Genomic DNA, 23,604 nt, shown 5'->3' with positions numbered 1-23,604 from the left:
TTTATGAAAAATAAAGGTTTAAAGTCATGATTGTTGGTTGCTCCAATATTATCTACACCTTTAGTTGTTGCTTGTGTTAATCAAGAATTAAAACCAAAAGACAAAGAAAAAGATAATGAGCTATTAGCTAAAATCAATATGAATAAGCAAAAAATTAATGAAACACTTAGATTGCTTCAAACCAATGGTGCTTCAAATTCTAATTCAGTTAGAAATTTATTAATTAAATTAAGTGAAATTTCAAATGAACAAGATATTCAAAAACAATATCAATTAAGTAATGAACTAGTTAATAATTTAGGTTCAATGTTAGTAAATGGTACTACATTAGATGAAATTAATAAATCTAGACAAGCATTAAATGATTTATTTGAAAAAGAAAAAGCTAAATTAAATAATGATATTAATGATTTAAACAATAAAATTGCTTCATTAGAAAAAGAAAAAGAAGCAGTAGAAACTGAATTAAAAGCAAAAGCTAATTTATCTGTTGAAGAAAAAGAAATGCTTGATAGAAAAATTCAATCATTACAAACACAAATTAATGCTTATCAATTAAGAAATTTCAAGAGAAACCTAAGTATTAAACAAGCTTATTATGAAGCATTTAATTACATCAATACATTTTATTCTCAAATTAATAAACATTTAGCTAAATCATTAACAGCAAATCCAAACAATGCTAATTTAATTAAAATAAGCAATGATTTAAATTTAAAATATAGTGCATTTGCTTTAGAAGCTGCTGAAACTTTAACAGACGATGTAACTCCAAAGAATTTACACCAATGATTATTGAAATTAACTAAATTATATGAGCAAATTTATGCACAATCTAAAAATCCTCAATATTTAGAGTTGTTTGGTAATGGTTCATCTGATCAAATTATTTTAGCTGATGCAGTTTATAGTAAATATGTCAATGAATTATTAAAATGAAGATTAGATGAGCTTAAAAAAGTTAATGATTTAGTTAAATCAAATAATGCTAGTGTTTATGATGGATTAATCAATTCATTAACAGGAGCACAAGTTAAAGATGGTATTACTAAAACTTTTGATGATTTAATTACTAAGTTTCAACCACTAGTAGATGATCAACAAGCTAATTTAGTTGATCAAATTGGTGCTTTTATTAGTTTAGATCAAAATATGAGTAAATATGTTTTTAGAGACATAACAAGTGATCAATATTTACCAAGCTTAAGATTACCAAATGATGCTAATAATCAACCATACACTAGATCACTATTTCCTGAATCATTAAATAATAAAATTTTACCTTCAGCTAAAGTTGATAAATTAAAAACTAAAGCTAAATCAATTTTAGCTTTAATAAGAGAAATGATTTTTGTAAATGGCTCAAATTATATTTATTCTTTACCTTATAGAACATTATATGAAGTTATTGAGAGTGAAATTAAATTCTTAGTTTATTTTGAATATAGTGATAGATCAGTTAATTATTATGATACTTTAGGTCAATTTGATGAAATTGAAGATAAAATCTCTTCATGATTAGTTTCAAATCAAGATTTAGATGCTAAAAAAGCAGAATATGCTGCTAAAACAGAAGAATTAAAAACTGAAAGTTGAAACTTAATAGTTTCTAAAGTTAATCCAAAAGCAAATGAAGAAGATTTTGACAGTGATTTCCATCCATATATGGATTTAAAAGCAGATCTTAGAAAAGCTTATTTTAAAGCTAATAATATGCCTAGTGATAATTTCAATCAAGCATTTGATAAATATGTTGCTACTAAGTTAGCTAATGAATATATTAAACAAATGCTTAAATTATATTCATATTGAACCACTATAGGAGTAGATCCTAAAAGTGATGCATTAGAAGCAATAATGAAATTTAAAGTTAGTGATAAAAAATTAGTAAAAAGATTAAATTTTGCTAAAACTGATTTAGAAGAAAAACAAGCTATTAGTGATTTTTATACAAACAATGTTGCTCAAGTATTGAATACTCCTTGACCAACAGAAACTGATAATGCTGAAGTATTATGAACGTTTATCAAAACTTTAAATCCAAAATTACAAGAATTAAAAGCAAAATTCCAAACCGAAGGTGCTTCAGTAGATGCTATTATGTGAGATTATGAAGATAATTATGAATCATTTATTAATAATGTTAATACTTATGCAACAGCAGAAGCAACTCCTAGTTTAAGTGATTTACAAGATTTAAAATATAAGTATGAATCATTTAGCACTTCAAGAAAAGAAACTATTGATTCAGAATTAAATAGTGCAAAAGAAAAAGTTCAAAGCCTTGAAGAGCAAATTCAAACTGCTCAAGCAAATTCATTTGACGAACGTAGTTATGTAGTTCCTGCTCAAGAGTTATATGCTTTTATTAGACAATGGAACTTAATTAATGGTTCAACATTAAATAAATTAAAACTTGATCCTAAAAAAGAACTTGATAAAGAATTAATTAACATATTTAATCAATATTCAGATTTATGATCATTTGGTCATGAAGATAATCAAAATAAACCATATATTAATATTACTAATATCGATATTAATGATATTTCACAACAATCAGATGATAATGAATATTCAGCTGATAAAGTTAAAGCTAAATTATTAGAAATTGAAAGAAGATACTACTTAGCAAACCAAGCTTTATTAACAGCAATAGAAAATAATGCTAATAATATCGACCAATTAAAAGATGAGTTAGCTCAAGTTAGAACTGAATATTACAATTTCTTAAACGATAAAACAAAATATATTTTTGAAAAAACAGGATATGCTAAATACATCAATACACATTATGATAAAAAAGATGTTGTACTTAGTCCATTAATCTTGGCAAAAATTTATGCAACTGAAATAGCTAGTTTCAATGTCTTAAAAGAGCTAGCACAATTCACTGCAACCAATGACCCAATTAGTAACATCTTAAGAACCTTTGGTTCAACTAATGGTCAATAACAAGAAAGGATATCAATGAAAAGAAAAAAACCACTTTCTTTAACTAGTAAATTACTTATTTCACTTGGTATATTAACCGCAGGAACAGGAGTAGTTATTGGTTCAATGTTTGGTTATTCAGCTAATTCAGATGAAGTTTTAGGTTCAAAATCACCAATTGATTCAAAATTATTAATAAATGATTTTTCAAAATTTAGATCAGGTAAAACTACTTCAACTTTAGATGTTAAAGATAATCAAGGAAACGTAGTTGCAAAAAGTTCAAACGATGGTTCAAAATTTTATTATTTAGATGATAAAAGTAAAACTTATACATTAAAAGAATTTCAAACCAACTATTTAACCAAATACAATCAAGATTTTGCTAGTTTAGATTACAGAGTAAACAATGACAAAGTTGATATTTACCACAATAATAACTTAGTAGGGCAGACAGATTTAAATTACCAATCATTTTATTTAGTTAATAATAAAACTAAATTGAATTTCTTAGAATTTTTACAAAATCTTTTAAAAGATAAAAAAGATACACCACATAATGTATCAATCATTGAACATTTGGGGCAATTAGTACCTGAATTAGAAATTTATGATCCTCAAAAATCAAAAGTTATTGCTTCAACTAATCAAGAAGGAACTGAATTTTGATTTATAAGTGAGCCAAAAGTAAAATATAACTTCGATGATTTTTACCAAGAATACTTTAAAAGATACAAAGAATCATTTAATTTAAATATTAAATATGGATCATTTATATTTGCTGATGAATATGTTTTAGCTGTTAGACCAAAACAATTTATTGAATTTTCTAAATGATTTATGAACAATGTTGCTTGAGGACCTGATGTTATTACTTTAAATGTCTTTAGAATAGTTTCAGGGGTAACAAGAAATGGTAACTCAATTACATTAGGAGATCACTCTACTTTACATAAAGAATCAAGTGAAATTAAATTCTATCCTGATGCTTTCTTTGGGACTTTACCTATATATAGCAGCATTAGTGGTAGAGGAAATGCAACTGATGCTTTAACTTATAGTGCTTTTAAAGATGTAGCTTCTTATCAACAAGTTACTCAATACTTAAAAGATATTCCATTAGCTTCGATTGTAAAAAATAATTACACTAGATCAGTTGATAAAGATGCTAATGTAACTATTAGAAATAAACCTGATTACAAAGATGTTTTTGCAAACATCATTATGCCTGGTAGATTATTAAACCAAAAAGTAAAATTATTTGTTGGTCAAGATTATGATCCTAAATACTCTTTACCATTACCAAAACAAATAGATAGAAATAATACAAAACCACAATTACCTACAGAGCAGAAAAAAACATTATTCTTAAATTCAAAAATCACAGCTGATCAATTTAACCAAATTAAAAATGCTCATTTAAATGATTTTAAAGATATTGAATTTAATCAACTTAAAGATGCAACTATTACCAAAGTTGAAATCTCACAATTAGAATACAACAACCCAGAAGGTAATAAAATTCCACACATGATTATTTCATTCACTTACAAAGATCAAAATAATCAAGATGTTAATGGTCAATATGTGTTACAAGATTTAAAATCACTTAATTCATTTGTTGAAGTTGTTTCATTACAACAATTAGAACAAGTAGTAAATCAACAAATTTTAAACTTTTTAGATTTTTATGATGTTAATAATTATTTAGATAAAAATATTTATATATATCACGACCCAACAATTAACCAAGATAGATTTTTTGCAAATTATGGTCAAGCATATGAATATGCTAAAACTCCAGAAAATGCTAAATCAATTACCAAATACCAAATAACTAATTTTGAAGTTCAAAAAACTCAATTTAATAACAAAAATATTTTTAACTTATTTGTAACATTAAAAGATAGTAATAATCAAACTTATTTAGTTTCATTTAATAATAATTTAGATGATAAAGCTAATAGAGAACAATTTACTAGTTTTAAAGATGCTGTTGAATATCAAGGTTCAATTAAACCAATCACAATGAATGTAGGTCCTGAAAAAATCAATACTTATGATGAAAATGGACAATTATTAACTGGAATCAAAAGTAGAGATTACCAAATTTATAATGAAGTATATCCAGGATTAATTGAAAAAGTTACTAGAGATTTTCCATTTTTATTAAAAGAATTAAATGGACCACATATTGAATCTGTTTTAAATGATCAAGGATTTTATGAATATCAAGTTGTTAATGGCCCATATAAAGGATTAGACGTTAATGACAGTATTGGATTACCTTTAGTTTTATATAGTTTTATTGATGGTTTTGAAGGTATTTCAACTGATTTCTTAAAATATGTTGGAACTCACGAATATGGTCATCATTATACTTTACAAATGTTAACTCAAATTGGTAAAGAAAACAATAGTGTTTATACAGGTGCATTAAGTGTACGTGGTGGAGCTAATGATAGTGGATATTTAAATGTTGAATATTTAAAAAACTATTTAAAAGCTCGTACAGGAATTGACATTTATAAAGTTAATGCTTTAGACAATGAAACAAGTACTGGAGAATTTTTCAAATATAAATTCTTAACCAATAAAGATGGTAAAAAAGTTTGAGAAAAAGAAGCTGATGCTGATGTTTGAGGAAGTGTTAACCGTAATGCAAGCTATTATGACACTATTAATCAAAATCCAAAAAGACGTTTCTTACAAGATTTTAATGGATTAGCAAAAGCTGCAGAATTAAGAGGAGTTAAAATCGGTGATTTATTCTTAGCTAACTCATTTGATAGACATTCAGGAACAATTAATCCATATTATGATGATAAATTAAAAGCATTTGGAACTAATCCAACTACAGGACAATCAATTATTGCTGAAGTTTCAGCTAAAGATGTTTATTCAACTATCAAAGATGGTTCAGGTCGTAGTTTAATTGATGCTGGAGTTGTTACAATTACTGATGAATCAAAAAACGAATTCACAGTAAGTATAGTAGATGCAAAAACAAATGATCAAGAAAAATTAATTATTACTAAAGTTAAATTATTAAACAATGATGGAACTCCTGCAATTGTAGTACCGTTAAATACACCTTTAGATGAAGATAGTGCTAATTATTATGAACAAAAAATTAAAACTATTGAAGATGCAATCAAAAACATTTATTCTAATTCAGTGCATGAAAGTGGATGAAATAATTCTGCAACTATTTTAGGTCCAGATCCTGCATTTAGTATTATTAACTTACTAGGTGCTGTTGATGATCAAGGAACTATTAATTCTATTAAATATCGTAGTGATGAAATTGAAAAAAATCCATCATATAACCTATTAGGTGTAGAGCTTGGTGGAAAAATGCGTAAAGCATACCATTATTTAGCTCTTGGTGGAAAAAGTATTATTGAAGACATCTTACTTACTTTATATAATAGTGAAGCAATACAAGCTCAAGGTGAAGATAATGCAACCGCAAAAACTGTTGAAGCTGGTTTAGGTGATTTACCTAGATTATGAAAACAAAGTTCTGTTAGTTATAATATTCAAACAGGATATACTGTTCCTAGATTTGCTCAAATTAACCGGGTAGTTAAAATTGGTAATAATGAATATATTATGCCAAGATTACAATCATCAACTTTATTAAATGAAAGTATTTATGGTAATAATCTTTCTAGATTAAGAGACTTAGCTAAACAATATGATTTAGTAGCTCCTGAAGGTGCTATTCAATTAGGATTTGATGATTTATTATCGTTATTAATGAGAACAGGTATTTTACAATTTGCTTACGATGATAATCAAGTATCAGGATTAACTTTAGCTAAACCTCTAACTAATTTAGTGTTTAACTTAGATACTAATAATTCAAGATTTACCATCTTAAACAAAGATGCTAAATCTCAATCTTTAGGTGCTTCCATTGTAGCTTTAAATCCAAATGCAACTAGTGCTCAAATGTGATTTAGTTCATTAGATGCGTTTTTAACATTTAGTGCAATGGATTATTCTAAAGCAAAATTAGATCAAGCTGCATCAAATGCAAAAGAAAATAATTTTATCTTTAATTGAGATATTGATTATGTTAAAACTAAATTTAACCTCGAAACCTTTAAAGCTCAATTAATGAAAGAAAATGATCCTAATAATCAAGCAATTATTGCTAATGAACAATTATTAGCTAATGAAGCGATGAAACGTTTTAGAGAATCAGGATTAATGTTATTTGTTAAAAACTTTAACCCATTAACTCAAATGGAACAAAATGCTGCATTCTTATCAAAAGATTATGGAGTATATTTTGAAAATCAAAATATTTATCGTTCATATGTTCCTAGTGATGCATATCTTGATTTTAATGATGGTAAACGTGTTTCGCCAAATGCAATCCAAAGAGCAATAGCAAGCTTCTTAGAAAAAAATAATTTAAAAGATTATGGTGCAAATGTTGATGCTCAAGATTTATTATTATTCCTTGGAGGAATAATAACTTGAAAAGATTTAGGTTATAAAGCTAAAGGTTTCTATAGTGATTTTGTGTATTCACAATTTTCAACCGGAACTCCTTCAAATGATGCTTCTACTTATTTTGCAACTAGAGTTGAACCATTATTAAACGATAAATTTACTGATTATATTTATACAATTGCTGAAACATTAACTAGAGATTATGTTCAAACTACTTTTGTTCCAATTGATAATTTTGGAAATTCACCAAAATACTTAAAAGATATTAATGAAGGGCAAACAGGATTAGAATATATTGTTGATGTAACTAGCTTAGAATTTTTAAATTCAATTAAATTAAGTAGCGAGAAATTCAATGAAGCGTTTAGTTGGGTATCAGATGTAAGAAAAAATAAAGCAATAAGAGCACTAAATCTTAAAGTTTGAGAAGAAACATTAAATAAAGAAGATGATTTAGATAACAAAATTCAAAAATTAACAAATGAAAAAACTGTTTTAGATGCTAAATTCAAAAACAATGAATTAAATTTAAAAGAAAGATTTAAACTTAAAGATATTCAAAAAGAATTAGAAGAAGCTAGATCTGATAGATTAAACTTAATTAAAGAACGTTTAAATCAATATGAGAAAAATGAACAACAAGCTGATAAAACTCTAATTTTATTCAACAAAAACAATCTTTCAAGCTCAAGCAGAGAAACAAGAGAATCAAGTTACTTTGGTAAATTATTAAAACACCAAAATGGATACTTTGTTGATAGAGCTCAAAAAGCTAAAATTAAAATGGAACTTTATGATGATAATAGAAATCCTGTAATTATTCCAGAAGATGAAAGAAGATTAACATCATTTGATGGTAAAACTTTAGTTGATAATCAACCTGAAGCATTCTTTGTTTCTCAATTATTAAACTATGGAGTTGGTAATAGAACTATTTCAGGAATTAATAGAAATAAAGATTATGATGCAGTAACTTTATATGGATTTGCTTCATTAGACTTATTAAAACAAGCTAAATTCTTAAAATTTACTAACATCAACAATCCTAAAGATATTGCATATTTACCAATTCATTCAAAAAACACTAATAACATTTTCTATTTAACACGTCAAGGAGATGGAACAACTAAAAAATACTTATCAGAATATGGATATGGATCATGAATTAGTGATTATGCTTATATGTCTAAATATAGAGATAAATTATTAGATCCTCAACAACAATATTATGTTGAATTTGCTGATAAAGATAAAAAAGTAGTTGGAAACTTTACACTTGGAAGCGAAGATGTTATTGGGGAAAATGGAAAATTAGCTTCTCAAGCACCAATTAAAATTTATGCTGAGAAAAAAAATAACACCAAAACTGGTAAAGCAATATTAGGAATTAATTATCAGTTTAACAATATTGGATAATAGGAGAATTATGAAAAAAAGAAATTGAAAACTTTCGTTATTAGCATTAACTACAACTCCTATTATGGGAATTGCAGTAGCTTGTGCTAGTTCAGAAACCAAAAATGATGATTCTAAGAATCAAAAAAACTTTAAGAGTAAATTAGATACACCAACTAATATTAATAATCTTAAAAAAGATACTGCAACTTATGATTTAGGTTTAGTTAGTGAACCAATTAGTAGTTTAAATTACATTACTAAAAAATCATTAGATAAAATTTTACCTTCATTGGTTTTATCATACTTTAAAAATGGTCCTACTGATGCTTTAAAAAGACAATTAAATACAGGTAGATATTCATTTGTGATTATGGATATTCAAGAAGGTAAAGAAGGAAAATTAGGTCCTGAAACAGCTAATTTCCATGAGTACATTACAAGAACTAAAGAAGATCCTAAAGAACAAGGGTTTGCTTCAAGTTCATTAAATAAAGAAAATGGAACTAATAGAATGACAGGTTCATCATACCCATTACAAGATTTTAGTATTTTTGGAGGAGTAGGACGTTCTGATGTTAGTGGTAATATTGCATTAGGTGATGCAACCTTATATGCTTTTCCTAACCCAAAAAACCAAAATAACTATATGGCTGTTACTGCTTATACCAATGATAATAAAAACTTTTGAAGTAATGGTGATGTGGTAACTTCACAAGATTTAAGAGATTACTTAGAATATATTTTAGATTTCAATACAGGATCTGAAAAATTAGACCAAATTAAAAAAATGAACATTGAAGGAGCTGAAAAGTTCATCAATGCTCAAATTAAATATAATAAAGTGCATGGAAGATTCTACAAAAATCCATGAGGTAGAAGAAACTACATTAAAAACAGTCGTGGAGAGTATGTTCAAGATCCAAATCAAAAAGTATGACAATCTCAATCAAAAAATGACGCTAAAGAAATTGAAGAAATCAAAAATGCAGCTTTATCATTTGGGTTTTATACTGGTCAATTATTCTTAGACTATCCAAATTCATTAATTAGCAACAACATTCAATACAACCCTAATTTTGATCTTAATTTAGATAAACAACAATTTAAAATCAAAGATGCAAAAGGTGAATATGAAGTTACTTTAGTTAAAAATCCTTATGTAAACCCTTATCAAACTTTTACTGTGGTACAAGATGAAGATAGTTCTTCAAAAACATTTGGACAAAAAATTCTAAAAGCAGGTTCAAAAGGATTATCTAACTCTGAAAACAGTTTTACAATGATTTTTAATGAAAATGGAACTCCTAATTTATCATTCTTACTTTCAAGTACTTTATCAAGAATTTTCCCAATTAACCGTAAATATGTTGAAACTCAAGGTGGAGGAATATTAAAATACGGTAATTCAACCAGTAATTTCTTAACCACAGGACCATTTAAAGTTAGTCCTGAAGAAATTGTTTTTGGACCTCAAGGATTTATTATTTTAAGAAAAAATAGAGATTACTTTGATGTAGAAAACGTTATTCCTGATAGTGTTAAAATTATTTTCTCAACTCAAAGAAATGTTAACTCTATTTTATTTGAAGATGGTATTATTTCACAAACCACTATTCCAGGTTCAAAAATTAATGATTATTGAACAAGTAAAGAATATCGTAAATATTTAAAGAAAAATGTTGGTTATGGAACTATTGCTTTAGCATTTAACTTAGATCAAGAAAGTAATGGAAATAGTGCTGTACAAGATCAAAACATAAGAAATGCAATTTTCTATGCAATTAACCGTGAAGAAATGTTGCGTTATGTTGGATGAGACTTTACTCTTCCAGTAACTAACTGAACTGCTTATGGTCAATATAAAACATTTGATGGTAGAAACTTAGAAATGTTCTTTGAAGATAAAACTTATAAAACTAAAAATAATGAAACTCATAGATTACAAAATTTAGATTTCATTACTCACTTAGCAAAACAATTCAATTTCGAAAGAACAATTAGAACTGATATTTACTATCAACCAAAAACTACAATGGATTATGTAGAGTTATACAAAAAAGCACATCCTAATGTTGATCATGTAACTGTTAGCTTCTTAGTTAATGGTGATTCAGCTGAACAAAATAAAGCTGGAGAATTCTTAAAAGAAAAAATCGAAAGAGCTTCAAACGGATTTATTAAACTTGATGTAAGAACTTTACCAGGAAATACTTATTCAGCTTTCTTAGAAACTGGAAAATTCGACATGATCTATGATAACTTTGACCGTGTTGGAGGTAATAATCCTCAAGATTACATTGCTGCATTTTTCAAACGTGATGGAATTAATAGTCTTGAAGGAACATTGTTTGGATTTAAAAATAATCCAGTTGGTGATTTCATTTATGCTGATTATTTTGTACAACAATACTTACTTTCAACCAATCAAACTGCTGAACAAGTATTAGCTCATCCAATTCAAGTAATTCAAAATATTATCAACTCAAATGCAGAATTAAAAGAACAATTTAATAGATTAAAACAATCACAAAATACTGTTCAAATTAGTAATTTTAGTGAAAAAACAGCTAATACAATTCTTAAAGAAGTACAAGATCAATTAAACGATAAAGAAAAAGTAGCTATTGGTGCTGAGCAAATTAAACAATTACTTAGATATTTATTATTAAATAATACTAATATGAAAAAAACAAACATACAATCTGTTTTAAATTCATATGTATTTAATGTTTTTGGAATCGATGAAATTTATAAAAATTCTCAAAATGCAAGTGCAAGATTAAACGAAACTACTAAAACCATAACACCTAATTCTCAACAATTAGATTTATGAAAAAAAGCAATTGAACTATCATTCATTAAAAATAATGAAGATATTCAAGAATATTCAGATAGATTAAATGGATTTTTCTCAGGAAACTTTAGTCAAGCAGATAAAGATCAAGGATGAACTCAAGATTATGTTTATTCATTAATTGGTACTTTTGAAAAAATTATTAGAGATGCTTCACCTGTTATTCCATTAATGGAGGTTGATACTAACTGAGAAATATCAAAAGTAGGAGGAGTTAGTTCTTTATTCACTTTTGACTTACAATATGCTTATGATGTAACAAAACCACCTAGACCAGGGTTACCATTAAACGTAGAAGGGAGATAATTAATGCTGTTTAAAACAAAAATTAAAAACGATGATAATCACGTTATTTTGTCAAACCAGAGGAATACATCTTTAAAACTTTGACAAAAATTATTAGCAATAGATTCACCAATTTTAAAATCAACTTGAAAATTAATTAAAACTTTCATTGAGTTTATAATTGTTGCTTGAATTGTTATTACTATTGTATTTTTCTTAATCAATATTGTTCCTGGTTCAAATGCATTAACTGCAGGATTAAAAGACGCTAACCAAAGAGCAGCGATTGAAGAACAATATGGTTTAAACTTACCTTTAATTCAAAGGTATTTCAATTACTTAAAAGGTATTTTACATGGGGATTTTGGTATTTCTTTATCATTATTCCCTGGACAAGAAATTAACTCATTTATTTGAGAAAGATTTTATAAATCATTCTTAGTTGGTATCTTTTCAGTTTTAATTACAGTAGTACTAGGAATTAGTATTGGTGTTTATGTCGGGAAAAACCCAGGAGGTTTAGCTGACAATATTTCAACAATTATTATTAGTGTTTTCTCATCAGTTCCATCATTAATCTTTGCTTTAGTATTAGTTTTCATAGGTCGTTCAATTCATTTACCTTATGCATTTGAAGAAAAGGACTTTTTAACCTATATTCTACCTGGGTTAGCTCTATCATTAAGTAGTATTCTAGTTTACATCAAATATATTCGTACAGAGTGAAATCGTGAAATTAACTCTGTGCATGCTAAATTTGCATATTTAAAAGGTTTAAGTAAAAACCGTTTTGTGTGAAAACATGCACTTAAACCTTCATTATTCCCTATTGCAACATTCTTCCCTGCTGTTGTTTTAGGATCATTCATTGGTGGATTTTTCATTGAACAAATCTTTTTCATCCCAGGTTCAGGAGCTACATTCCTTCAAGCGATCCAATCAAAAGATTATAATGTTATTTTATTTTTAATTACACTTTATACATTGCTTACCATTTTATCTTATACTCTAAGAGATATTTTATATGAAGCAATTGATCCTAGAGTTAGAAGAAAGGCTAAATAATGTCAAAATTAAGAGATTGAATTAATAAAAAAGCTAATAAAATAAGAGAAAATCAAGATGTAGCTGAAATTAATGAAGATGATGATTTAAAGCCAAATATGGTTGTTCAACCATTTAACTATCAAGGATGAAAACTTGCGGGAAAAGTATTTGAATATAATGAAACTCAACACTTAGGTGCTCAAACTAAAGTATTTAAAGAATTTGTATATCGTTTTTCTAAAAACTTTGCTGGTGTATTTGGATTTGTTACTATTGTAATTATTTTTATACTAGCAATGATACTTCCATTTACCACTCAAGATCCTGTAGCTTCTAATGTTTTCCATAAAGATTTACCAGTTAATTCTTACGATAATAGTGGTGTATATCACTTTTTAGGAACTGATGAAGTTGGTAGAGATTATTGAGCTAGATTATGATGAGGATTAAGATATTCCTTATTATTATCATTATCAGTTGTAGCAATAAATGTAATTGTTGGAGTTAGTGTTGGTATAGTAATGGGTCAATTTGATTGATTTGATAAAATAATTACTTTTATTATTAAAATTGTAAGTAACGTTCCATCAATCTTAATCTTGATTTTAGTTACTATTATTACTAAACCAAGTTTTGGTATTACAGTGTTTGCTTTAACCTTAACTGGATGAATTGGAATGGCCTTACAAGTTAGAGCTCAAGTACGTAGAGCAAGAAACTTTGAATGAGTAGCTGCTTCTAGAGTATTAGGAACTCCTACAATTAAAATTCTTAAAAACTTCGTTCCTGTTATTATTCCAATTTTAGTTACTCAATTAGTATTTGCTATTCCTGGAGTTATTCTTTCAGAAGCTAGTTTAGCTTTCATTGGTTTATCAATTAAAGATACACCTACTTTAGGAAACTTAATTGCAGCAGGCCAACAAGTATTCCCATCATATTTAAGATATGTATTTATTCCATCAACATTATTAATTTTAATTACTGCTTCTGTGCAATTAATTGGTTCAAGCATCCAAGATGCTTTAAGAAGACAAAGATAGGAGAATGATGCAAAAAGATAATCAAAATAATCAAACTAATTCCTCTAATGTTTTTCAAGCATTTGTTGCTAAAGTAAAAGATAAATTCAATTTCAAATCAAGAAGAAGTAGTTTTAATTGAGATGAGTTTTATAAAAATGTACAATATCAAGAATTTAAAGATGGAACCAAATTAAAAATTGCTGCAGAAATTAATGATATTCATTTATCTTTCTTAAATCCTGCTAGACCTGGAGAAAAAAATAAAGTTCTCAGAGGTCCAAGTATTAAAATTTATGAAGGAAAAGTGCATTCAATCATTGGTGAAAGTGGTAGTGGTAAATCAGTTATAACTTCTTTATTATATGGTTTAACTGGAGATAATGCAGTTATTGATTCTGGAGAAGTTAAGTTATATAACAATAACGTTGAGAAATTTTCATTTAGAGATTGAGAAAGATCTCACTATCGTGGTAAAGTAGTTTCAGCAGTTTTTCAAAACCCTATGTCTACTTTAAATCCAACTATGAAAGTTGGTCCACAAATTATGGAAGGTATGCTTTTAAATAAAGTAGTAAAAACTAAAAAAGAAGCATATCAAAGAGCTATAGAATTTTTAAAATTAACTAAAATTAACGACCCTGAAGCAGTTATGAAACTTTATCCACATGAAATGTCTGGAGGAATGATTCAACGGGTAGTTATTGCTGCTATTGTTGCTTTAGAACCTAAAATTTTAGTTATGGATGAACCAACTACAGCATTAGACCCTACTGTTCAAGCTTTAGTATTAGATGTTGTAAAAGATCTGCAAGAAAAACTTAAGTTATCAATTGTGTTTATAACTCATGATTTAGGAGTGGTTGCATCAATTAGTGATTATATTTCTATTATGTATGCAGGACAAATTATTGAAGAAGGTACTGCAGAAGAAATTCTAGAATACCCTCAACACCCTTATACTTGAGGATTAATTCTAAGTATGCCAGATGTTAACATTGGATCAAGATTAGCTACTATTAGAGGTTCAGTACCTTCAAACTTAAATAATATTGTTGGAGATGCTTTTGCAGTCAGAAATGATTATGCTTTAATGATTGATTTTGAAAAAGAACCTGATTTTTACTATGTATCAGAAACTCATAGGGTTAAATCAGCTTTATTAGATAAAAATGCACCAGAGTATGAACCACCAAAATTAATTCAAAAATTATGAAAGGAGTATTTAGCTAAACAAGAAGCTAATAAATAAGATGTCAGATTTTATTGAAGTTAGAAAAAAATGATTTCTTAAAGAAGAAATCATTCGTAAACAAGTTAAAGGTACACAAGACATGCTTACTCCTAAACACAATGAAACTATTTTAGCTTCATTGCAAAATGTTGATATTACTTACGGAAGTGGTTCAAAAGCATTTAAAGCTGTTAGCGATTTTTGTTTAAATATATATAAAGGTGAAGTTTTAGGTTTAGTTGGTGAATCTGGAAGTGGTAAATCAACTATTGGAAAAACTTTAGTTGGTTTAGTACCTTATAGTTTTGGAGAAATTAAACTATTAAACAGAACATTACCAAGAAAACTTAAAAGAGGTTTAAAATTTGGTAAAAAGCTAAAAGAGTATTTAGAAATTGAAAACTTTATGGTTAATAAAGTTCAAATGATTTTTCAAGATCCAGCTAACTCACTTAACCCTCATGTTAATGTTGAAGCTGTTGTATCTGAAGGATTGAATAATACTAAAAATGCTAAAGAGATTTTCTTATATAACTTTGATCAAGAAGTGCAAGAACATTTATACAAAGAATTTTTAGATGAACAAAAACATGCATCATTATTCAATGAATACCAAAAACAACTATCAGCAGAAGTTGCTTTTAATGAAGATAGAGCTTATGAAGCTTTATACATTCAATTATTAAAAGATTTAAATCAATTAGAAGAAACTAAAGAAGCTGTAGAATATTTAACTGCTCAATTATCTAAACGTGATCAATTAAATAAAATGTCTGAAAAAGAATGTAAAAGACAACTAGTTAAAGACATTTTAAAAAGTGTTGGTTTAGATGAATCAGTTCTTAGACGTTATCCTTTAGAATTTTCAGGAGGACAACAACAAAGAATTGGTATTTCTCGTTCAGTGGTTTTAAGACCACAGTTATTAGTTGCTGATGAACCTATATCAGCATTAGACGTTTCTATTCAAGCTCAAGTTGTTAATATATTCAACGATTTAAAAGAAAAGTTTGATTTAACTATTTTATTTATTGCTCACGATTTAAGAATGGTTGAATATATTTCAGATAGAATTGCTGTTATGAATAAAGGAAGATTATTAGAAGTTGGATCAACTGAAGAGATTATGAAAAAATCACTTCATCCATATACCAAGAGTCTTTTAGATGCAGTTCCTTCAATTCATGGGAATAAAGGTAGCTTAATTGGTTATGTATATAACCCACAAATACATAATTATAATGAGCAAAATCAACCTGAGTGAGTAAAAATTAATGATGACCATTATGTTTTAGCTACTTTAGAAGAAGTTGAAGAATGAAAACAAGGTAATTATAAATAAAGGAATAAATATGAAATTTAAAAAATTATTATTAACATTAACTGCTACAGCAAGTGCAATTACACCATTAGTTGCCATTGCATGTAGTAATGATGCTAAAAAACCAACAAATCCTGGTACTCAAACCCCTGGAACACAAACCCCTGGAACACAAACCCCGGGAACACAAACACCAGGAAATCAAACCCCAGGAGGAGGAAATCAGTCAGGGACAGAAAATCCAACTAATTCAAATCCTGGAAATCAAAACCCAGGAGGAGGAAATCAGTCAGGATCAGGAACTGAAAATCCAAGTAACTCAAATCCAGAACAACCAAATAAAGGTGGTGAAGAAAATAATAATCAACCTTCTCAACCAACACCTTCAATTCCTACAGTTGCTAATTTATGAAACAACGATGAGCAACCTGCAGCAAATGCTACTTTATTAGATAAAATCAATTTTGCATTAAATAAAGAAAATAAATTATACTTCGCTAAGTTAAGCAAATTTTATGATTTATTTACTTTAAGAGAAAAAGTTGTTAAAGCTATGAAGAGCGATTCTTCAGAAGAAGAGAAAGCTAAATTACCTGAATATCAAGCTGAATTTGATAAAGTTTTTGACCTATTAAATAAAACATTGCAAGCAAGTGAAATAAGATACAATATCAGTGTTTTAAAAGGCAAAATTCAAAACTTAGTTCAATTGTCTAATCAAAAACCAGATACAATCACCGCTAGTGATTTAACTTCAGATGATGCAAAAGAAAAATTATTAAGCTTAAAATCAGCATACAGTGCAAAAGCTCCAAGATTTAATTCTTCAACAATTGATCAATTTTTAGTGGAATATAAAAATTACTATGATGATTTACTTGCTAAATATCAAGCATTTTTAGCAGATGATGGTGTTAAAAAAGTTTATTATTCAATTATTAAACATACTTTAAGTGGTACTGTAGATAAAAAATACACTTTTACTACCTACAGAAAATACCAAGAAGCTTTCAAATGATTAAAAGATCAAACACAACTATATTCTTATGAAGAACCAACAGTTGAACAAGCTACTAATTTAATAAACGAATGAAATAAAGTAGTTGATGTGTTAGATAAACTTAATTATAATTTTAACTACATCGAAATATTAGATGCAGGTACTTATGGTGCATTAATTGTTTCAGAAGGTAATCCTTTACCTAGTGGAGTAAAAAGTCTTAACAACATAAAAAGTAGATACAGTTTAGGAAAGAAAGGTACTTCATTTACTACAATAAATGATGTAAGAAAATATTATAACGAAATTCCTGAATTCCAAGGATTATCTTTTGCTAATGTATTTCCTACTTTCGCTGATAACGAATTAAGCGATTCACAAAAAGTTAAATATTTAGAGTTACAATTATTACACAATAAAATTGTTGAAGAATTTTTTGAATTAAGATCAATACCTGGTAGAAATGAAATGCAATATGTTATGAAAAATAATATTATAGACGATGCTTCATTATCAGTTGCGATAAGCAAATTATTAGCAGCGGTAGATTATGTTACTAGAAATAAAGTGTTTGATGAAGATATTATTCAATTGATTAAAGGTGATGAGTCTGAAGGAGCAAAACTTTCATTAGACACTCCAGAATTTCAATCATTTAATTATCTAAAAAACACAGCTAAAAGAATTGCGAACACCAATAGAATAAGACCTGGTTCAAGATCTGCAGAAGTTTAATAAAAAAATCAACCATTAAGGTTGATTTTTTTATATTATTAAGCTTTTGAATCTTGATCCATTAGATCAAATATAATATCTTCTTCAATGATTTCATCATCAGGTTCATAATCATTAGCACAAGTACAATTTGTGCATTCATTACATAAATCTGAAGATTCACAAGTACATTGACTACAATGACATTCTTTGGTTGTTTCTTCTTTATCGTAGCTTTTTAATTCTTCTTTATCAAGTTTTGAAAGTCTACCAAAATCTATTTCCTTATTTTTATCTTTTTTGTGAAAAATATCTACATCTTTTTCATATGTAGGAACTTTTTTGCATTTAGCAAGTTTGGAGTTTTTCATTTTATCATCCTTTGTAAATAAAAATATTATTAGGTTTCCCTAATAATATTTTACTTAATTTACTTACTATTTATAATAAACAGCAAATATAGTGATTGAAATTTGCAAAAATTTCCAATTTATTATAGATCACATTCACATTCTTTGCAATTGCAATTTTCACAAACACATTGATCTAATTGATCACAAACACAATCGTTGCAATCTAAATCACAATCTGTTTCATCATCACAATCACAAGAATCTTCTTCATTACATTCATTGCATTCAGCATCATCTTTGCAATGATCTTTTGGATCACATTGGCAATTATTAGTAATTTCACATTCACAAGAGCTTTGCATTTCGCAAGTATTACATTCATCTTGTTCAGCACAAGAATCATTTGATTCATCACAAGTATTAGTGGTATTGCATTTGCAATCTTTGGTTTTTGAAGGTTGTTGGCATTCTTTAGCACATTGACATTCATTGCAATTGCATTGATCTAGACAACATTGAGCTTCTTGGTTTGTTTTAGTTTCACAAACACTAGTTGAGCAACAATTTGTTTTGCAAGTTTTTTTGGTTGATTTCATAATTTCCCCCTTGATTAAATGAAATATTGTTAACTTTATTTCATTTATATTTTACTCTTAAAAAATAAAAAAAGTTAATTTTTTATTAAAAAAAGTGCGTTTTTTGCACTTTTTAACTTTTTATAACATCAATTGCTACTATTTCATCATCATTTTTAAGGTTAATTATTTTTACCCCTTTAGTATTTCTTGAGGTTTCACTAATTTGATCAATTTGTGTTCTTATAGTAATACCTTTAGCAGTTATAATTAATAATTCATCTTCTAAAGTAACAAATCTAGCAAATACTAAATTTCCTGCTTTATTTGAATTGATACCAATAGTTCCTTTAGCACCACGTTTGGTGGTTCTAAATTCTTCTTGTTTGGTTAATTTACCAAATCCATTACTTCCAATGGTTAAAATGTATTCACCTTCTCTAGATGATGAACAAGAAACTACTTTTTGATCATCGCTTAAGTTAATCCCTTTAACCCCTAATGAGTTTCTACCAATAGCTCTAACTGTATTTGCTTCAAATTTAACAATGTGTTTATCGTTGTTAGCGATTAATATTAAATCATCATCAGCAACAATAAAGGCTCTAACTAATTGATCTCCCTCATTAAGTTTAAAAGCATTTAATCCGTTACTTCTAATGTTTTCAAAGTTATCTAAGGTTGTTTTTTTGAACATACCTTTTGAAGTAATAGTTGCTAAATATAAATTATCATTATAATTTGGAACATCTAAGATTGAAATAATTTTTTCACCTTCATTAACATTCAATGATGGGATGATATTAACAAATGGAATACCTTTTGATTGTTTTGAACCTTCAGGAATTTGATGACCACGAATTTTATAAGCTTTACCAAAGTTTGAGAATAATAATAAATCAGTGTGTGTAGTTGCGTTGATGATATTACTAATATCATCATCGCTATAAGTTTTCATTGATCTAGAACCTACTCCACCACGTTTTTGGATATTATAGTCATCTAAATCAACTCTTTTTACATATCCATTAACACTACTTGTAATAACAATAGGACGTTCTGGAATTAAATCTTCATCTGAGATATTTCCTACACCTGATTCATCGATTTTAGTACGTCTTGGATCAGAGTATTTATTTTTAATTTCAGTTAATTCATCAATAATGGTTTCTACAAGTTTATTTTCATCTTGAAGAATACTTTGGTAGTATTGAATTTCTTTATGCAACTCTTCAAGCTCTAATTGCATTTTTTCAATACTTAAACCTGTAAGTCTTCTTAGGTTCATATCTAAAATAGCTTTAGTTTGTTTTTCAGTTAAATCAAATCTAGCAGCTAATTTATCTTGAGCTTCATTATCGGTTTTAGATTTTTTAATGATTTCTATTACTTGATCAATATTATTAATTGCAATGGTTAAACCATCAAGAATGTGAGCTCTTTCTTGAGCTTTATTTAAATCAAAGCTGATTCTTCTTGCAACAACTTCTTTTTGGTGTTTTAAATAAACTTCTAAAGATTGTTTTAAGTTTAATAATTTAGGTTCTCCATCGACTAAAGCAACCATATTAACGTTGAAATTACTTTGTAATTGAGAACGTTGATACAATTTGTTTAATAAGATATCAGCGTTAAATCCTTTTTTAACTTCTAAGATAATTCTAATTCCTTCACGGTTAGATTCATCTCTAAGATCACTAATTCCTTCAACTACTTTATCTTTATGAAGTTCAGCAATTTTTTGAACTAAAGTAGTTTTCTTTAATGCATAAGGTATTTCATGAATAATAATTTGAGATCTACCATTAGCTTTTTCTACTACTTCACACTTAGAACGGACTACAATCTTTCCTTTCCCTGTTTCATAAGCTTCATAAATCCCCTTTGTACCTAAGATAATAGCTCCAGTAGGAAAATCTGGTCCTTTAATGTATTGCATTAATTCTTTAGTAGTAATATCACTATTTCTAGCTAAAGCAATAGCAGCATCTATAGTTTCACCTAAATTATGTGGTGGAATTTCAGTAGCCATACCTACAGCAATTCCTGTAGTTCCAGAAACTAATAAGTTAGGAAATCTTGAAGGTAATACCGAAGGTTCTATTTCACTAGCATCATAGTTATCAACAAAATTAACTGTATCTTTTTTAATACCATCAAGCATTTCTGTTGCTATTTTTGACATTCTAGCTTCTGTATATCTCATAGCAGCAGCACCATCACCATCAATTGAACCAAAGTTACCATGACCATCAACTAATGGATAACGCATTGAAAAATCTTGAGCCATACGAACCATTGCTTCATAAACTGAAGAATCACCATGAGGGTGGTATTTCCCTAATACATCCCCTACAATTCTTGCACTTTTACGATGTTGACTTGCAGGAGTCATTCCTAATTCAGCCATATCATATAAAATACGTCTATGAACAGGTTTTAACCCATCACGAGCGTCAGGTAAAGCACGTGAAACAATAACACTCATTGCATATTCTAAGAAAGAATTACGCATCTCTGAATCAATTTTAATTGGTTCTAGTCTCTCAGTAGTTTCTTCAATAATTTGAGATTGAACTTGGTATTCATCACTTTCTTGAGGAACTATTTCTTCTTCAATTTCTTTAGCTTCTACTTTGGTTTTTTTCTTAAATACCATACGATTATTTTCTTCATAATCATATTCAATATCTTGGTTTAATTCAACTTCATTATGATTTTCTTTTTCTGATTGTTTAATTGGATTATCCAGTGTTTTATCTTTCATTGCTGCTCCTTAATACTAATAAAATAAATTTTATTAGTATTATACTATTTTTTATGTCATTTTTACTAGTATTGTGGTAAAATTATATATATTTATTAAAGTTTTACGGTTCTTGGTTTTAGAGATTTTAAAAGTACTTAAGCAAGTACCTAGTTCTATATAGTTAAATTCTATAATATTTCATATAAATTACTAAAAAAGGATGTAGAAAAAGATGTGTTTTGTACAAAACACAAAAGTCGCAAAATTAAAATTTTCAAAATTTATGTTAGAAAAATTGTTTTTTATGTAAATTTAACAAGATTGAGCAAAGAGAATTCTTTCGTACTCATTAGGTGATAAGTACTTCCCATTGTATTTTAATGATTTTCTTGTTTTGTTATTAATTCTGTTCATTATCTCTTGAATTTCTTCTTGTGAAGTGTTGTCAAAAGTTTTTCCTTTTGGGAAAAATAGTCTTATTTCTCTATGCATATTTTCGATTGAACCTTTTTGTGATGATCGATAAGGATCGCAGTGATAAATTTGTCCTATACAATCAATTTTATCTAATAAATAATTCTCAGATCCATTATCAATTGTTAAGCTATCTATTCTTAAATTAAATGCTTTAATTAAGGTTTCTAAACCTTCTTTAGCAGCTAAAGCAGTTCTACCAATTTTGATTGAGTAAGCTTTTCTACTTTTTCTATTAAGTAATGTTAAAAGAACAGTTTTAGATCTTTTTGATCCTACTACTGTATCCATTTCATAGTCAAAAAAGTTTTGTCTTAAATTAATTTCTTCACTACGATATTTTATGTTTAAACCAATTTTCTTTTTCTTTTGTACTTGTTTTCTAGATAAAACAGAACTATACCCACGTTTTGAAACAATAGGTAAAATGTCTATAGGAAGGTTTAAATATGGTAATTTCAGTAAGTGGTAAATACTTTGTTCGCTAGTGATATATGAATTTGGGTTGCTTTCTATAAAGTTTAGTCTAATGTTAAAAATAGAAGTTTTAATAGCTCTAACACTTACTTTTTTAAATTTGTTCTTATTGTAATTTTTAGTTACTTCATTTAAATAAACAAAGAAATCTTTATATCTATTTTTCATAATTTGTTTTTGTAAAAAGTTTCTATGTTGTTCAGCTTGGTTTCTAGAGTCAAATCAATTTTTAATATTAAGTCATTGAATTTGTTGAAAGTACTGACCGCAATTATTGCATCTTTGACGTTTTGGAAAGTGTTTAACGTCGTTAAATTTCATTAGTTTATTAAAGTTTGAAACAATGCTTTTACGACTAAATCCAAGCTCTTTAGATATCTCTTTTAAGCTATTATTACTCTTTAGGCGATCAACCATTATCATAACACTTGATACGTTAAAATGATTAGGGTCAAACTTTCTCTTTGATGATAGCACTTGAATATAAAAGTCTGTATCAACTTTAGTTTTCTTAAAAAGGTAATGCTTATAAACTTTGATATTTTGTTTATTATTTAAATGGTTTGAGATGAATTGTTTAATGCAAATAGGTTTAACTATTGGACTTTTACGTTTATTCATTATAATTAAGTTGGTTTCCTTTCGTTTATTTTTTTCTATATATATTTTACTAGGAAACTAAAAGCACGGACCCTTAAAC

12 protein-coding genes are annotated in these 23,604 nt (G+C 27.4%); 8 read left to right on the top strand and 4 right to left on the bottom strand.

Features of this window, described 5'->3' with window-relative positions; translation table 4 throughout:
- Nucleotides 1–3 precede the first annotated feature (3 nt).
- From GE118_RS01640 to GE118_RS01605, 8 genes are read left to right on the top strand one after another with little or no spacing between them, the layout of a single operon-like run.
- Nucleotides 4–2,955: a hypothetical protein gene (locus GE118_RS01640; protein ID WP_158763719.1), complete on the top strand. Its 2,952-nt coding sequence runs from the start codon at nt 4–6 to the stop codon at nt 2,953–2,955.
- Between the two features lie 15 nt (nt 2,956–2,970).
- A complete protein-coding gene (locus tag GE118_RS01635; protein ID WP_158763718.1) occupies nt 2,971–8,817 on the top strand; it encodes a PDxFFG protein in 5,847 nt (1,948 codons plus the stop codon).
- Nucleotides 8,818–8,827: 10 nt separating this feature from the next.
- Complete coding sequence (locus GE118_RS01630) at nt 8,828–11,959, top strand: ABC transporter substrate-binding protein (RefSeq protein ID WP_158763717.1); 3,132 nt, start codon at nt 8,828–8,830, stop codon at nt 11,957–11,959.
- Between the two features lie 3 nt (nt 11,960–11,962).
- Nucleotides 11,963–13,003: an ABC transporter permease gene (locus GE118_RS01625; RefSeq protein ID WP_158763716.1), complete on the top strand. Its 1,041-nt coding sequence runs from the start codon at nt 11,963–11,965 to the stop codon at nt 13,001–13,003.
- Complete coding sequence (locus GE118_RS01620) at nt 13,003–14,028, top strand: ABC transporter permease (RefSeq protein WP_158763715.1); 1,026 nt, start codon at nt 13,003–13,005, stop codon at nt 14,026–14,028. Before GE118_RS01625 ends, GE118_RS01620 begins: the two co-directional genes overlap by 1 nt.
- Nucleotides 14,029–14,035: 7 nt before the next feature.
- A complete protein-coding gene (locus GE118_RS01615; protein WP_370452051.1) occupies nt 14,036–15,259 on the top strand; it encodes an ABC transporter ATP-binding protein in 1,224 nt (407 codons plus the stop codon).
- Between the two features lies 1 nt (nt 15,260).
- Nucleotides 15,261–16,583, top strand: a complete 1,323-nt coding sequence (locus GE118_RS01610; protein WP_158763713.1) for an ABC transporter ATP-binding protein — start codon at nt 15,261–15,263, stop codon at nt 16,581–16,583.
- A gap of 10 nt (nt 16,584–16,593) precedes the next feature.
- The gene (locus GE118_RS01605; protein WP_158763712.1) at nt 16,594–18,297 is read left to right on the top strand and encodes a hypothetical protein; all 1,704 of its coding nucleotides are present in this window, start codon (nt 16,594–16,596) and stop codon (nt 18,295–18,297) included.
- Nucleotides 18,298–18,335: 38 nt separating this feature from the next.
- Here the strand turns inward: GE118_RS01605 and GE118_RS01600 are convergent, their stop codons facing one another.
- The 4 genes from GE118_RS01600 to GE118_RS01585 all read right to left on the bottom strand — a co-directional run bounded on the left by GE118_RS01600 (nt 18,336) and on the right by GE118_RS01585 (nt 23,525).
- The gene (locus GE118_RS01600; RefSeq protein WP_158763711.1) at nt 18,336–18,647 is read right to left on the bottom strand and encodes a hypothetical protein; all 312 of its coding nucleotides are present in this window, start codon (nt 18,645–18,647) and stop codon (nt 18,336–18,338) included.
- 122 nt (nt 18,648–18,769) lie between these two features.
- On the bottom strand, nt 18,770–19,225 hold the full coding sequence (locus tag GE118_RS01595) for a hypothetical protein (RefSeq protein WP_158763710.1): 456 nt from the start codon (nt 19,223–19,225) through the stop codon (nt 18,770–18,772).
- A 112-nt stretch (nt 19,226–19,337) separates the two neighbouring features.
- Entirely contained in the window at nt 19,338–21,971 is a 2,634-nt protein-coding gene (gyrA, locus tag GE118_RS01590; protein WP_158763709.1) for a DNA gyrase subunit A, read from the bottom strand.
- Nucleotides 21,972–22,265: 294 nt separating this feature from the next.
- On the bottom strand, nt 22,266–23,525 hold the full coding sequence (locus GE118_RS01585) for an IS30 family transposase (RefSeq protein ID WP_158763524.1): 1,260 nt from the start codon (nt 23,523–23,525) through the stop codon (nt 22,266–22,268).
- Nucleotides 23,526–23,604: the final 79 nt, after the last annotated feature.

Source organism: Mycoplasma sp. NEAQ87857, assembly GCF_009792315.1.
Taxonomy (GTDB): Bacteria; Bacillota_I; Bacilli_A; order Mycoplasmatales; family Metamycoplasmataceae; genus Mycoplasmopsis.
The sequence above is the reverse complement of the archived record's forward strand: the minus strand, read 5'-3'. Positions and strand labels throughout refer to the sequence as shown.